11 protein-coding genes are annotated in these 13,906 nt (G+C 37.7%); 4 read left to right on the top strand and 7 right to left on the bottom strand.

Going from position 1 to position 13,906, the window contains the following annotated elements:
* Positions 1–12 precede the first annotated feature (12 nt).
* On the bottom strand, positions 13–1,653 hold the full coding sequence (locus ACQ7EO_RS10050) for a CTP synthase (protein WP_004719920.1): 1,641 nt from the start codon (positions 1,651–1,653) through the stop codon (positions 13–15).
* 229 nt (positions 1,654–1,882) lie between these two features.
* On the opposite strand from ACQ7EO_RS10050, the gene ACQ7EO_RS10045 reads away from it, so the two are divergent.
* Entirely contained in the window at positions 1,883–2,347 is a 465-nt protein-coding gene (locus ACQ7EO_RS10045) for an internalin (protein ID WP_434279499.1), read from the top strand.
* A 143-nt stretch (positions 2,348–2,490) separates the two neighbouring features.
* Here the strand turns inward: ACQ7EO_RS10045 and ACQ7EO_RS10040 are convergent, their stop codons facing one another.
* Positions 2,491–3,909, bottom strand: coding sequence for an aspartate ammonia-lyase (locus ACQ7EO_RS10040; RefSeq protein ID WP_434279498.1), 1,419 nt, complete (start codon positions 3,907–3,909; stop codon positions 2,491–2,493).
* 145 nt (positions 3,910–4,054) lie between these two features.
* Here ACQ7EO_RS10040 and ACQ7EO_RS10035 point away from each other — a divergent pair, with 145 nt between their 5' ends.
* Positions 4,055–4,930 (top strand): LysR substrate-binding domain-containing protein, encoded by an 876-nt coding sequence (locus tag ACQ7EO_RS10035; RefSeq protein ID WP_166782395.1) that lies wholly within the window; start codon positions 4,055–4,057, stop codon positions 4,928–4,930.
* A 289-nt stretch (positions 4,931–5,219) separates the two neighbouring features.
* Here the strand turns inward: ACQ7EO_RS10035 and ACQ7EO_RS10030 are convergent, their stop codons facing one another.
* From ACQ7EO_RS10030 to ACQ7EO_RS10020, 3 genes are all read right to left on the bottom strand, one after another.
* Entirely contained in the window at positions 5,220–6,302 is a 1,083-nt protein-coding gene (locus tag ACQ7EO_RS10030) for a YheT family hydrolase (protein WP_004821858.1), read from the bottom strand.
* A 90-nt stretch (positions 6,303–6,392) separates the two neighbouring features.
* Positions 6,393–6,803: a nuclear transport factor 2 family protein gene (locus tag ACQ7EO_RS10025; protein ID WP_434279497.1), complete on the bottom strand. Its 411-nt coding sequence runs from the start codon at positions 6,801–6,803 to the stop codon at positions 6,393–6,395.
* 143 nt (positions 6,804–6,946) lie between these two features.
* Complete coding sequence (locus ACQ7EO_RS10020; protein WP_434279496.1) at positions 6,947–8,971, bottom strand: FAD-dependent oxidoreductase; 2,025 nt, start codon at positions 8,969–8,971, stop codon at positions 6,947–6,949.
* Positions 8,972–9,139: 168 nt separating this feature from the next.
* Here ACQ7EO_RS10020 and ACQ7EO_RS10015 point away from each other — a divergent pair, with 168 nt between their 5' ends.
* Complete coding sequence (locus tag ACQ7EO_RS10015) at positions 9,140–9,691, top strand: PadR family transcriptional regulator (RefSeq protein WP_434279495.1); 552 nt, start codon at positions 9,140–9,142, stop codon at positions 9,689–9,691.
* Positions 9,692–9,699: 8 nt separating this feature from the next.
* Positions 9,700–10,611 carry an alpha/beta fold hydrolase gene (locus ACQ7EO_RS10010; protein WP_303576887.1) on the top strand — a complete coding sequence of 304 codons (912 nt, stop codon included), beginning with the start codon at positions 9,700–9,702 and terminating at the stop codon, positions 10,609–10,611.
* Between the two features lie 458 nt (positions 10,612–11,069).
* Here the strand turns inward: ACQ7EO_RS10010 and ACQ7EO_RS10005 are convergent, their stop codons facing one another.
* Together ACQ7EO_RS10005 and ACQ7EO_RS10000 are read right to left on the bottom strand one after the other, a co-directional pair.
* On the bottom strand, positions 11,070–12,335 hold the full coding sequence (locus ACQ7EO_RS10005) for a DcaP family trimeric outer membrane transporter (RefSeq protein ID WP_434279494.1): 1,266 nt from the start codon (positions 12,333–12,335) through the stop codon (positions 11,070–11,072).
* Positions 12,336–12,446: 111 nt separating this feature from the next.
* Positions 12,447–13,820: an MFS transporter gene (locus tag ACQ7EO_RS10000; RefSeq protein WP_434279493.1), complete on the bottom strand. Its 1,374-nt coding sequence runs from the start codon at positions 13,818–13,820 to the stop codon at positions 12,447–12,449.
* Between the last annotated feature and the right edge of the window lie 86 nt (positions 13,821–13,906).

Raw genomic sequence — 13,906 nt, 5'->3', positions numbered from 1 at the left:
GTTCTTACATACTTACTTGCTGTTTTGGTGCTGCTTTTTAGCGGCATCGATAAAACTAGCAAATAATGGATGTCCATCACGTGGTGAACTTGTAAATTCCGGGTGGAATTGTACAGCAATAAACCAAGGATGTTCAGGAATTTCTACAGTTTCAACAAGATGCTGCGCTGTCGAATAACCTGAAATTTTCATACCTGCCTGTTCAATTGCAGGAATGAAACGATCATTCATTTCATAACGGTGACGATGACGTTCAGTAATTTCAGCTTTGCCGTAAACTTCACGTGTTTTAGTGCCTTCAACCAATTCTGATTTTTGTGCACCTAAACGCATTGTGCCACCAAGGTTTGACTCAGTACTACGATGCTGGATTTCACCACGTTCATCTAACCATTCAGTAATTAAACCAATCAATGGAAATTTTGTTGAACGATTAAACTCTGTAGAAGTCGCTTCTGGCATAGCAGCAACATGACGAGCAAATTCAATCACGGCCAATTGCATACCTAAACAAATACCCAAGAAAGGTACTTTGTTTTCACGGGCATATTGAATCGCCTGCATTTTGCCTTCAGTACCACGTTCACCAAAACCGCCAGGAACCAAGATTGCATCGATACCTTTTAATACTTCAGCAGGATTTTGGCTTTCAAGCTCTTCAGCATTGATATAGTCAATTTGAACTTTGACACGATTTTGAATACCCGCATGTAAAAGTGCTTCATTGACAGACTTATATGCATCTGGCAATTCAACATATTTACCCACCATCGCCACACGAACTGTGTACTCTGGATTCAATAATGCTTCAACCACATGATCCCAATCCGAAAGATCGGCTTCAGGTAAGCTGTCATAACCAAAACGTTCACAGATTAAATCATCAACGTTTTGTTCATAGAATGTACGTGGGATTTGATAAATTGAACGTGCATCTTTACACACCACAACAGCACGCGCTTCAACGTTTGTAAAGAGTGCAATTTTACGGGTGGTATCTGCGTCAACATCATGTTCAGTACGACAAATCAGAATGTCTGGTTGAATACCAATCGACAATAATTCTTTAACAGAATGTTGAGTTGGTTTGGTTTTAAGTTCAGCAGCTGACTTGATATAAGGTAATAAAGTCAAATGCATCAACATGGTACGTTTATGACCAAGCTCAACCATCAACTGACGTACAGATTCCATGAATGGGAGAGATTCAATGTCACCTACTGTGCCACCGATTTCCACAATGGCAACGTCATAACCTTCGCCTGCGCGAAGAACACGTTCTTTAATATTATCCGTAATATGTGGAATAACTTGTACTGTACCGCCGAGATAATCACCACGACGTTCTTTATTTAAAACGTCTTGATAAACACGACCTGAAGTAAAGTTATTCAATTTGGTCATTTTGGCACGACGTAAGAAACGCTCGTAATAACCCAAATCTAAGTCAGTTTCAGCACCATCTTCTGTGACAAATACTTCACCGTGCTGGAATGGGCTCATAGTCCCAGGATCGACATTAATGTATGGATCCATTTTGACCATGGTTACTTTTAAACCACGGGCTTCTAAAAGTGCAGCAACTGAAGCAGCTGAAATACCTTTACCTAGTGATGATACAACACCACCAGTTACGAATATAAAATGGGTCATTAAGTTTCTCGTACAATGGAGCCTAAATTGGCCTACAATGTTGTGCGATTTTACTTTACCTTGTACCAAGAAAGCAAAGTCAATTCACATCAATTCATAGAACAATAAACAATTGGCTATTCTATCAGCATTTCCAATAAAAAATTAGCACTTGATAAGGTGATTTTTAAATATCATTTTGCTGTTATACTAAGTAACATCTCTTTAATACGTTTTGTTTTGAGTCATTATGAATAAGAAATTTTTAATTTGTGGTGCAATTGCGACAGCGCTTTTGGTATCTGCTTGTGTAAAAAAAGAAGAGCCTAAAGAAGCTGAGCCAGAGAAAGTTGAAACTGCTCAACCTGCGACTTCTGAACCTACACAGTTTGAAAGCTTACCAAGCGTTGAGCAGAATAATGCGCAACAAGTCGAAATTCCGGCACATGTAGAAGTTGAACGCACAGAAACAGCAAATACAAGCACTGAAATTCGCCGTGAACCAACGCATGAAGCCCATGCAACTATGCCAAGTGCACAAGTGGAAAATAAACCTGCTGCGACTGAGGCGAAGCCTGCAAAAGCAGAGTCAGTAAAAACTGAAACTGCACAAACCAAAACACCAGCACCAAAAGCAAGCTCTGGTTCAGCACAATCTGAAGATGATGCTGTTGCCGCTGCCATCGCTGCTGCTACACCAGCTTTGAAAAACTAAGATTTTGCATCGCTAAAAAAAGGGAAATGATGATTTCCCTTTTTTTATAACTATACCTAAGTATTAAGTTGCATATGCCATATGAAACTGAATTTCTTATATAAGTCATGAATGAGTTTAATTGTACCTTTAGCTTTTAAAAACTAAGCCGCATGTTGTTTTGGCTGAACCATATTATGAACAGCAAGTACATCTGCTAAAATTTCATCTGAAAGTAATCCCTCTGCTTTGATCAAAGCCAAAACACTCTGCCCAGATTCATTTGCCATCTTTGCAATTCGTGTAGTGGTTTCATAACCTAAATATGGGTTTAGCACGGTAATGATACCAATTGAGTTATCCACTAAATGCTGACAATGCGCTGCATTGGCACGAATATTTTGGATGCACTTTTCATTCAGCATTTGCATCGCTTTGCCTAATAACTCAATAGATTCAAATAGTTTAAGCGCAATTAATGGTTCAAACGCATTTAATTGTAGTTGACCACCCTCTGCAGCCAAAGTAATTGCTAAATCATTTGCAATAATTTGATAGCACGCCAAATTCATCGCTTCAGGAATCACTGGATTTACTTTTCCTGGCATGATTGAACTACCAGGCTGACGTGGTTCCAATTGTATCTCACCTATACCAGTACGCGGCCCACTCGATAGCAAACGTAAATCATTAGAGATTTTAGACAACTTGGTTGCAGTACGTTTGAGTAAACTCGATAAAAGTACAAAGTCACCCATATCTGTAGTTGCTTCAATCAAATCAGGCGAGCTTGAAATGTTTTTACCGGTGATTTCTGATAAAGCTTGAATGGCATTTAAGCGATATTCAACCTCGGTATTAATTCCCGTACCGATTGCTGTTCCACCTAAATTAATCACACTGAGTGAATCGGGCATAATATGATTTAACTTTTGCAAATCATTTTGTAAGGTATGCGCAAAAGCACTAAATTCTTGCCCTAATGTCATCGGTACCGCATCTTGTAACTGAGTACGTCCCATTTTCAAGATATCAGAGAACTCTTCAGCTTTGCGACTGAGGCTTTCAATTAGTTTTTTAAACGGAACATTGAGATGATCCAATGCAAATAATAGACCTATTTTTATTGCGCTTGGATATACATCATTGGTCGATTGAGACATATTTACATCGTTATTGGGATGTAGATATTGATATTCGCCTTTTGCATGACCAAGAAACTCTAATCCAATGTTTGCAATAACTTCATTTGCATTCATATTTGTAGAAGTTCCTGCCCCACCCTGAATCATATCAATAGGGAATTGATTATGGTATGAACCATTTATTAATTGCTGACATGAATGTTGAATCGCTTTATATTTATTTTCTTCAATTTTATTTAATTTAAAATTAGCCTCTACACAAGCAGACTTCACCATAGCAAGCGCTTGAATAAAAATAGGAAAATGACTTAATTTATGCGCACTTAGGTTAAAGTTCTCAACCGCTCTTAATGTTTGTACACCGTAATAGCAATGAAATGGGACTTCTTTCATTCCCAATAAATCTTTCTCAGTTCTCGTTTTAATTTCAATGTTCATTTGCAATGTAACTCTACGAAGATAATCAATTCATCTTAGGTGAAACAATCTAAACTTGACCAATGTAAAAAAATATATCTGTATGCATTTTTTGCATATCACTTGTTATACTTTGCTTGAGTTAAATATTTATTGGTGATTGAACATGACGCTTGAAATTCGGTGGATAGAGGATCTTCTTGCATTAGACCAAGAAAAATCCATTTCTAAAGCTGCAGCTATACGTCATGTCACTCAATCGGCTTTTACACGTAGAATACAAAATATTGAAGAGTCGTTAGGGTTTCAAATTTTAAAGCGTTATAGTAAAAACATTGATTTTACAGATGCTGGTCAAGTCTTGCTCTCTACAGCAAAAAATATTCAGAACCAAATGGATACAACAATAAAATATTTAGAAAAAAACATTAAAGATAATGAACTCTCAATTAAATTTGCAGTATCACACTCACTCATCACGCAGTTTTTTCCCAAATTTATTCAAAAACTATACTCAGACTATAATGATCTAAAGTTGGAAATTATTGCTGCAAATCTGCAACAAGGGATACATTTATTAAAAGAAGGTTCTTGTGATTTTCTCATTTGTTATTGTGATCAACTCACTTTACAACAATTGGATCTCACACTTTTTACCTATCATAAAATTGTAAATATGCAAATTGTACCTGTTACAGCCAGTAAAAATGGATTACCAAAATACCAACTCAACCAAACCTTCCCCCTTTTGGCCTATAGTAAACAAGCCTATCTGAGAAAATGCGTAGATAAAATTATAGAAAGTAAACTCAATTACCGAACGTTATATGAAACGGATAATGCCAGTGACTTAAAAGCCTTGGCTTTACAAGGCTTAGGTGTAGCTTGGCTACCTCGCTTACTGATTGAAGAAGAAATAAATGAAAATAAATTAAAAATACTTGATGGTTATAGTTTCTTTCAAGATATTTATATCGTTCGTAGCAATATTATTTACTCGCAAAAGATAAATTTTGTTTGGAATTATTTAGCGCTTAAATAAGCCTTTATTTTAAATAAAGATCTTTCTTTCTTCAAAGAATGATCATGTAGAGTGAATCTATCGATATTGAAAGTGCCTTTTCCCACTGAGCGAAGGCTAGGATGAGGAGGAATTTTATATTGATCTGTGTTTAAAATGGACTTATGAAAGAAGTCTAATATTTATCTTAACCTAGCAACTTAGGATCAATAAAACACCCAGTTGAGCAATTAAAACTGACAAATCAAATAATAATAGTTTGATCTGTCAATTTTTAACTTAAAGAGATATTTATTGATACTGCGTATCATCATGAATACTGTCTTAAAAAATCAGCCATTAAACGTGAAGCCCAAGATTTGGTATTAAGACCTTCATAAAAACCACAATGACTGCCCTTTTTGGTTGTTACCACCACAACATTATCCATATTTTGAATGGTTTCTTTAAATGGCTCTAAATTCTTGATTGAACAAACAGGATCATCTTCTGAGTTTAGAATCATTAATGGAATTTTAACATTTTCAAATACATAAATTGGATTGGTGGCTTTTGAATAGCTTTCATAATCTGAAAAACCAGCCATTTCAAAATATTCAGTCTGAAACTCTTGTAGGGTTTTCGTTTGTAGAACATTTTGTACAGAATGTAATGGTGTCCATGTTTGCTCATAAGGCTTAATAAATGCCTTAAACAATTTTTTGGTCATGACTTTGGTATAGAAAGGATGGACATTTTGAAATCCAAGCTCAGTATCATAACCAGGGCACATGGCAAAAGCAGCTTTAAAAGGTGTATCTAGGCCTTGTTCACCAAGATAACGCACAAGTAGGCCTGTACCAGCGGAAGAACCTACTGCATAAAGATCAGATTGTGGGAATGTGTTTTGAATCGAAGCCAATTGCTCTTTTAAATCAGAAGTTGAACCAAAAATCGACATTAAAGGAACAGGCATAGGTAAGCCTGCATGCCCACGGCGTAGACATAATGCAATACGCCATCCCGTATATTCATGGAGATCTTTGACCAATTCACGCATACTGTCAGGTGTGCCTGTAATCGTATGCATAATCACGATAGTTGGGGTTTCTTGTGGTAAATCGTAGCCATACCAAGCAATTGCCGTAACACCGCCATCTTGCATGGTCAGCTGATCAATTCGATCATAGTCCAGCTTAACGGATTTTTTCTTAATTAAATCAAAATATAACAGGTGAGCATGGGTATTGCTGAGCCATGGTGTAGGACGATATTTATCCTGTAGTTGAGGCAGTTTCTTGATGATCTCAGACATTTTCCCTTGCTGATTAAAATACAGCTTTGGTAATTCAGCACCTGTCACTTGATCCAATAAATCTTGGCTAATCTCAGTAAACTTATGTAATACAGACATTTTCCACCTCAACTCTTTTATCACTCATCATCATTTTAAAAATTAAGAAATTTTTCACGCTTAATTTTATTTATTGCAGTATATACGTAATTAGGCTTTAGGTATAAAGCTGGCCATACGTTGCCCCATTTGAGCTGCCAATGCTTCCAAACCACTTTTTGGTCGAATCATCACTTCAAAATCAACAATTTGACCTTGTTGATTAAAACGAATCATATCAATCCCTTTTAATTTTTTTTCACCAACATTGGCAGAAAATTCTAAAACTACACTTTGCTCATCTTCTGTAAAAAATTCTCGATGGTAAGTAAAGTTTTCAAAAATTTGAATCACATTGCTTAAAATGAAAAAGACCACTTGCTTACCTTCATAGGGGTTATAAGCCACAGGTGAACGAAAAACCACATCGTCTGCCAGTAATTCATTTAAAAGACTCATGTCTCGACTTTCCAGCATATTGTGCCATTTTTGGATTGCAGGCTTGGTATTTGTATAACTCATTTTTTATATCCCTTTAATTTGAAATAATTTGAATTCGTTTCTAGTCATTTTCTTTAAAATTCTGCCATAAACCCCCTTCTCTCACAGCATGCTTCACACTACACATGACTTAAAGAGAAGGAGTTCAAACAGCGTTGATCCTTTTAAATCACAGCTGCCAATTCAGCACCTTGGCGAATTGCACGCTTCGCATCTAACTCGCCCGCTTCTTTCGCACCACCAATCAAATGTACAGATTTTCCATCAGCTTGGAGTTGATCAAACATTGCTGTATAGGGTTCTTGGCCTGCACAAATCACCACATTGTCGACATCTAAAATCGTGGTTTTGTCGCCAACCGTAATATGTAAGCCCTGATCATCAATCTTGTCGTAACTTGCGCCAGGAATCATATTGACATGACGATGTTTTAAACCTGTACGATGAATCCAACCTGTTGTTTTGCCTAAACCAGCACCAACAGATTTGGCTTTACGTTGCAGTAAGTAGATTTCACGAGGAGATTGTTCGATCTCAGGTTGTTTCAAGCCACCGACATGTTCATAGGATGTATCAATTCCCCATTCATCATAGAATTTTTGTGGATTTAAGCTGCCACTCTCGCCTTCATGGGAAAGATATTCAGCAGTATCAAAACCAATACCGCCTGCACCAATAATTGCTACTTTCTTACCGACAGGTTTACGCTCACGTAAAACCTCGATATATGACAAAACTTTTGGATGATCGATACCTTCAATATTTAAATGACGAGGCGTTACACCTGTAGCCACCACAACATCATCAAAGTCACCAGCCGCTAATTCTTCATAGCTTGCAGTGTGGTTAAGTACCAGTTTGATATTTGGTTGTAATTCAATTTTGCGTTTAAAATAACGTAAAGTTTCATAGAACTCTTCTTTGCCAGGAATGGTTTTTGCAATATTAAACTGACCACCAATCTGATTAGATGCTTCAAAGATTGTAACTTTGTGTCCACGATCAGCTGCATATGTTGCAAAACTAAGTCCCGCTGGACCTGCTCCAATTACAGCAATATTTTTAGCTACTGGCGATTCTTTAAAAATAAGTTCAGTTTCATAACATGCACGTGGATTGACCAAACACGTTGCAATTTTCATTGAAAAAATATGATCTAAGCAAGCTTGGTTACAACCGATACAGGTATTGATTTCATCAGCACGGCCTTGTTCAGCTTTCAATACAAAATGCGAATCTGCAAGCATTGGGCGCGCCATCGAAATAATATCAGCATCGCCTTGAGCCAAGACATGCTCAGCCATTTCAGGTGTATTGATACGGTTTGAGGTCACTAAAGGAACTTTGACCGAACCTTTTAATTTTTTGGTCACCCAAGTAAATGCGGCACGCGGTACTTTGGTGGCAATGGTTGGAATACGTGCTTCGTGCCAACCAATTCCTGTATTGATAATGGTTGCACCAGCTTTTTCAATTTCTTTCGCAAGTTGAATCACTTCTTCAAGTGTAGAACCACCCTCAACCAAATCCAGCATAGATAAACGATAGATAATGATGAAGTTTTCGCCTACTTCCTGACGTGTTCTTCTGACAATTTCAATCGGGAAACGGATACGGTTTTCATAACTTCCGCCCCATTCATCATCGCGGTGATTGGTACGTGCAGCAATAAACTCATTGATCAGATAACCTTCTGATCCCATGATTTCCACACCATCATAGCCTGCGATTTGTGACAATTTTGCACAATTGGCAAAGTCTGCAATGGTTTGATGAACTTCTGCTGAAGTTAAAGCATGCGGTTTAGTTGGATTGATTGGCGCTTGTATCGCAGATGGTGCAACATTTTCAGGCTGATAAGAGTAACGGCCTGTATGTAAAATTTGCAGTGCAATTTTACCGCCAGCATCATGCACAGCTTTGGTAATGACCTTATGTTTTTCTGCTTCTTCTAAATGATCCAGTTTTGAACCACCAAAGAATGTTACCCCATGATCATTGGGTGAGATACCACCCGTCACAATTAAGCCCACTCCACCTGCTGCACGTTCTGCATAAAATGCAGCCATACGTTCATATCCACCTTGAACTTCTTCTAGTCCAACATGCATTGAACCCATCAATACACGGTTTTTTAATGTGGTAAAGCCTAAATCTAAAGGCGCAAGTAAATGCGGATAATTAGACATGTGAACTCCCTTGGCGTGCTTTCGCTAGCTATCAATCTGTTAAATGACACTTCATATCTGTTTAATGCAACAAGTTGCATAGTGTGAGTATTTATAATCGAGATTTGATTTTTATGCAACATGTTGCATAATGACTTTATATTCATTTTGTTGATGTGATATTACACAATGTCATTAGCCCATGTTTTATTGACCAGTCTGATAGAGAAGCCAAGTACAGGTTTTGAATTGGCGCGACGCTTTGACCGATCTATGGGATTCTTCTGGAATGCAACGCATCAACAAATCTACCGTGAACTTAACGGCATGCAAAAGAAAGGCTGGATTTCCACGCTTGAAGATCAGTCTGATCATGGCCGTAAAAAAACTTATCAAGTTGAGCAACTTGGACGGGTCGAACTGGCAAACTGGATGGTCAAACAAGGCCAACCTGCCCAGCTTCGTGAAGAAATTATGGTTCGCTTACGGGCAGAAGCACAATTTGGTGGAAATACTGTTTTACCTGAACTTGAGCGTCATTTAGAATTACATCGTGAAAATTTAAAACTATACCGCCAGATTTTTTCCAAAGATTTTGAACAAATCGAGCAACTGGATCGAACTTTATATATTCACAAAATGATTTTACAATTGGGTATAGACTTAGAAATGGGCTGGATCAATTGGCTCGACCAAGTCATTCCACAGCTTAAAGCGTTTGAGAATAAAGAGAATTCATAGGAAACTGCATGCCACACTATACAATGCCAGATGGTGAAAAATTATTTGTCCGTGAAATTGGTCAGGGTGAACCTGTACTGGTCCTGTCTGGTTTAGGTATGCATAGTTGGCAATGGCTTCCCTTTTTACTGCCTAATATTAAACATTATAAATTTTATATCCCAGATTGGCGCGGATTTGGTGGCTCTAGAACCTGTAAGATCCCTCAAGAAATCGATGCGATTAGCAACCATTGGCGTGATCTTGAAAGCTTAATTGACCAGTTAAATTTAGATCATTTTATTCTTATGGGTTATTCCATGGGAGCAACTACTGCAATGCATGGGATGCAGTATGGCAATTTGGCTGAAAAACTCAAAGCTTATCTACACATTGACCAAACCCCTAAAATCCCAACAGATGATACTTGGGAATTTGGATTATTTGGGAAAAAGTATTTTAAAATTAAAAGATTGCTAAAAGACTTTTCTGATTTTTTACATCAATATTCAAACTATCGTTTTGTCGATGAATTACCGATTGAACCACGAACTGAACTGATTCAAATTTGGTTAAATTTTATTAAAATTCAGGGCAGTAATAAATTAAGCCCATTTATGTTTAATTTGGCGCTTAAACATCCTCAATTACAAAAACATTTATTACCTATCCGTCGAATGGATTATTTAACTTGGTATATCGATAATTATCTCAACCATGATGAAGATTATCGTCAGGCAATTTCACAATTGGAATGTCCAACTACATTCTTTATTGGGGAAAAGTCATCGCTCTATCCTGCTGAAGGTCAAATGCAAATTTCTGACAGTTTAGCCAATGCGAAAAATATTATTTTTAAACGTTCAGGGCATACCCCGCTTATTACTGAACCCGTGAAATTTAGCCAAGCAATCCGTTTATTTTTAAAAGAATCCGCTTAATTTAAACGAATAACAAACAATATAAAAACCTCGTTTAAATCAAATTAAAAGAGGTTTTTTATCAAATTACTCACGTTATCTTTAAAAAACGCTTTTAAAGTCGTTATTTAATACTAATCCATATATTGATCATCATATAAATTAAACAGCTTTATACATTATTGAACCATACATGGTCATTCTATCGTGAGGCGACATGGCTGTCGCCGTTGGGTGGGGGTACAGGACGTACCTCTCACCCAACAGAGGATTTTTGTCCCTTTTCATCCCTGAAAAGGGAGGCATCGCCTACGCAAATATAATTAAACTTTAAATGCAAGGTATGGCCGTACAAACTTTATCACCATATGAATTAACGTTTATAGAATGATATAAGTTTGATATTTTTTTAAAGACTTCACCTCATTTTAATATCCTCTAAAAGCCTACTTTCGTAAGAAGACTAATAGAAATATTTATCAAAAATTATAGATCGCAACCGCATTAAAACGATTGTCCTCACCTGTATCCTGTCCATTAGGTGCTGCAACAAAGGCTTTACGCTCACCATAAACATATTCCAGACCAAAACTTAATGGCTTTTTCGGGCTATAAAATACATTGGCCCAAGCTTGCCAAAGTGTTTTATTGGCTTTGGTCGGATCACTCAAATATCGAATATAATCCTGATTTTCATCCGCTTTCATATAGCCATATCCCAATGTTCCTCGCCATTGTGAGTTAAACTGTTGCGTCACCCCCACAGTGATTGAGTCAAATTGATTCAGCGCCATGATATTTTTATTGGCATCTATAGCAAAGCCTTGGTTCGTCCATGACACTAAACTGGAATCACCTTTAACATGATAATAATCTGCTTTAAGTGTGGTTTTTGCAGAAATATCGTATTTTGCTCCAAGTCCAACACCCCAAGCGAGTTCATTATCTGCCACAGTTCTCTTTTCACTAACCATGCCTCGCAAACTCAATGCACCCGCTCGATCAGCAAATGATTGATTTAGTCGAGTTGATAAAACCGGGATCCGCATATTCGATAAGGCATCTTTGGAATCTTCCAAAGCCGTTACCAGCTGCGTTTCTGCATTAAATTTATGGGTATAACGAATTTGTGCATCACGTTTAACAGCGCCCCCCACATAACCCAAAGCATCAATTGTTTCTGGCATATAATCAGGCACTGCAAAGTTAGACCATGTTTGACCAATCAACCATTGACCATAATTAAAATAGGCATGGCGAATTCTAAGTCCATCATTCGCGCCCAAGAAATCAACTTCTATTTTTCCAGAAATATCTTTGTCAGCAGTTTTAAAATCTAAACCTAAACGTGTCGCTGCAAGAGTCGATTTTAATTGATCACTACTTTCATTATGGCCTTTAAGCGGTACGCTATTGATCTGATTATACAGTCGATCGGCACTTCCACCTTCCGACTGATACAATAGATCCGCACGGATATTCCCATATAGTGTTACTTCTGCACCTGCTTTTGTTCGTGCAAAGCTTTGATCTTTTACCTGCGATACAACCTGTGCCGTTTTAACATTATTTTCCAATGCCACAATTTGCTTATTTTGCAGCTGTTGCTGTTGTTCAATCATTTCACGTAATTGTTTAACTTCATTACGTAACTGTTCAACTTCTGTCATCGAATCTGCATGTGCCATATTTAGGCTAAGTAATCCCATTGACACCAAAATAATGTTGTATTTAAAAATATGCATTGTAGAAATCATCCTATTCTCTACGGTTTAATTTTCGTATTTATTGAGCAGCCGTCATCTTCATGATTCGGGCTGAGATAGCAATTCAGTGAGTGAGTTTGGTTTACGAGCTTAGTTAATTGTATTTCCAACAATATTTTGTTGAGTTGTTGCTGCTTCGACCGTTTGAGTTTTTTCCACTGAAGCATTTAAATTCACAAAGAATACCGCCAGTGCTGCAATAAATCCTGGAACAGCGATAACAAGGAAATTCATTTGGTGAGGTAACTCTAGGGTCAGCAATGCACCTGTTAAGACTGGTCCAACAATGGCACCAATTCGTCCAATGCCTGATGCCCAGCCCATACCTGTAGAACGTACTGTTGCTGGATAAAATTGTGCAACAAAGGTATAGAGTAAAATTTGTGAACCAATGGTTGCTGCACCAGCAATTGCAATCAAGGTATAGAGAATGAATTGTGGGCTTTTAAAACCAAGGAAAATGAGCGCAATCGCACCAACTGTAAACATGATGGTCAATACGGGTTTAATATGAAATTTATCCGCCAAAGCACCACCACCAATTGCACCAACCATGCCACCAATATTTAATGCAAATAAGAAGATCATACTTGCACCCAGTGAATAACCTGCTTGGATCATTAATTTAGGCAACCAACTTCCGAGTGCATAAACCATCAATAAACACATAAAGAAAGCAATCCAGAACATTACTGTGCTTGATCGACGGCCTTTCTGAAACAATGCACGTAACGGTGCTTCATCACCAGCGGTGACTTCATTTAATTCAAATTGAGTCGATGCATGAATCTGTTGCAGTGGTGCAATTTTCTGCACCACTTCTCGTACTTGATCGGTCTTGCCTTGGTGAGTTAGAAACATCAATGATTCAGGTAAAAACTTCCAAATAAGTGGTAAAGCTAAGAATGGGATAATGGCGATATAAAACATAATTTTCCAACCATAATCGACCACCAGCCAAGCACCCAGCAAGGCAGAGGTCATACCACCAATGGCATAGCCACTAAACATCACAGCGACCAGTGTGCTACGTATACGTTTAGGCGCATACTCAGTCATTAAAGCCACCACGTTCGGCATCACACCACCAATACCAAGTCCTGCTAAAAATCTGAGAATCCCAAATTCAACGGGGGTTGATGCAAATGCACCGAGAAAAGTAAATCCACTAAAAATAGCCACACAAATCATGATGGTTTTTTTACGGCCCAACTTATCAGACAGTGTTCCAAAACTCATTGCACCAAACATCATGCCAAAAAGTGCTGTACTGGCTAGCAAGCCTGCTTGTACAGCAGTTAATCCCCACTCTTGCATCAATAAAGGTAAAGCTACGCCATAAATAACCAGATCATATCCATCAAAAATAATAATTAATAAACACCACAATAGAACGCCCCAATGAAAAGGGGTGAATTTTGCTTCATCCACGATGCGATTAATATTTAGTTTACTCGTTTGCACTTTTGCCTCCTGCGGTGAAACGCTACGAAATTTTTTCAAACAATGAGGCAGCTGTTATTTTTTGTCCAAAACCGATTGCATATATA

It is taken from the genome of Acinetobacter sp. CE-15, from assembly GCF_051059255.1.
GTDB classification, from domain to species: Bacteria; Pseudomonadota; Gammaproteobacteria; order Pseudomonadales; family Moraxellaceae; genus Acinetobacter; species Acinetobacter guillouiae.
This window is presented reverse-complemented; position numbering and strand designations above follow the sequence as displayed.

Bases quoted from the DNA above. Each gene is read 5' to 3' on its own strand.
- ACQ7EO_RS10045 (WP_434279499.1), top strand. From the start codon at position 1,883: ATGAATAAGAAATTTTTAATTTGTGGTGCAATTGCGACAGCGCTTTTG.
- ACQ7EO_RS10005 (WP_434279494.1), bottom strand. From the start codon at position 12,335: ATGCATATTTTTAAATACAACATTATTTTGGTGTCAATGGGATTACTT.
- ACQ7EO_RS10035 (WP_166782395.1), top strand. From the start codon at position 4,055: ATGACGCTTGAAATTCGGTGGATAGAGGATCTTCTTGCATTAGACCAA.
- ACQ7EO_RS10040 (WP_434279498.1), bottom strand. From the start codon at position 3,909: ATGAACATTGAAATTAAAACGAGAACTGAGAAAGATTTATTGGGAATG.
- ACQ7EO_RS10030 (WP_004821858.1), bottom strand. From the start codon at position 6,302: ATGTCTGTATTACATAAGTTTACTGAGATTAGCCAAGATTTATTGGAT.
- ACQ7EO_RS10020 (WP_434279496.1), bottom strand. From the start codon at position 8,971: ATGTCTAATTATCCGCATTTACTTGCGCCTTTAGATTTAGGCTTTACC.
- ACQ7EO_RS10010 (WP_303576887.1), top strand. From the start codon at position 9,700: ATGCCACACTATACAATGCCAGATGGTGAAAAATTATTTGTCCGTGAA.
- ACQ7EO_RS10050 (WP_004719920.1), bottom strand. From the start codon at position 1,653: ATGACCCATTTTATATTCGTAACTGGTGGTGTTGTATCATCACTAGGT.
- ACQ7EO_RS10015 (WP_434279495.1), top strand. From the start codon at position 9,140: ATGTCATTAGCCCATGTTTTATTGACCAGTCTGATAGAGAAGCCAAGT.
- ACQ7EO_RS10025 (WP_434279497.1), bottom strand. From the start codon at position 6,803: ATGAGTTATACAAATACCAAGCCTGCAATCCAAAAATGGCACAATATG.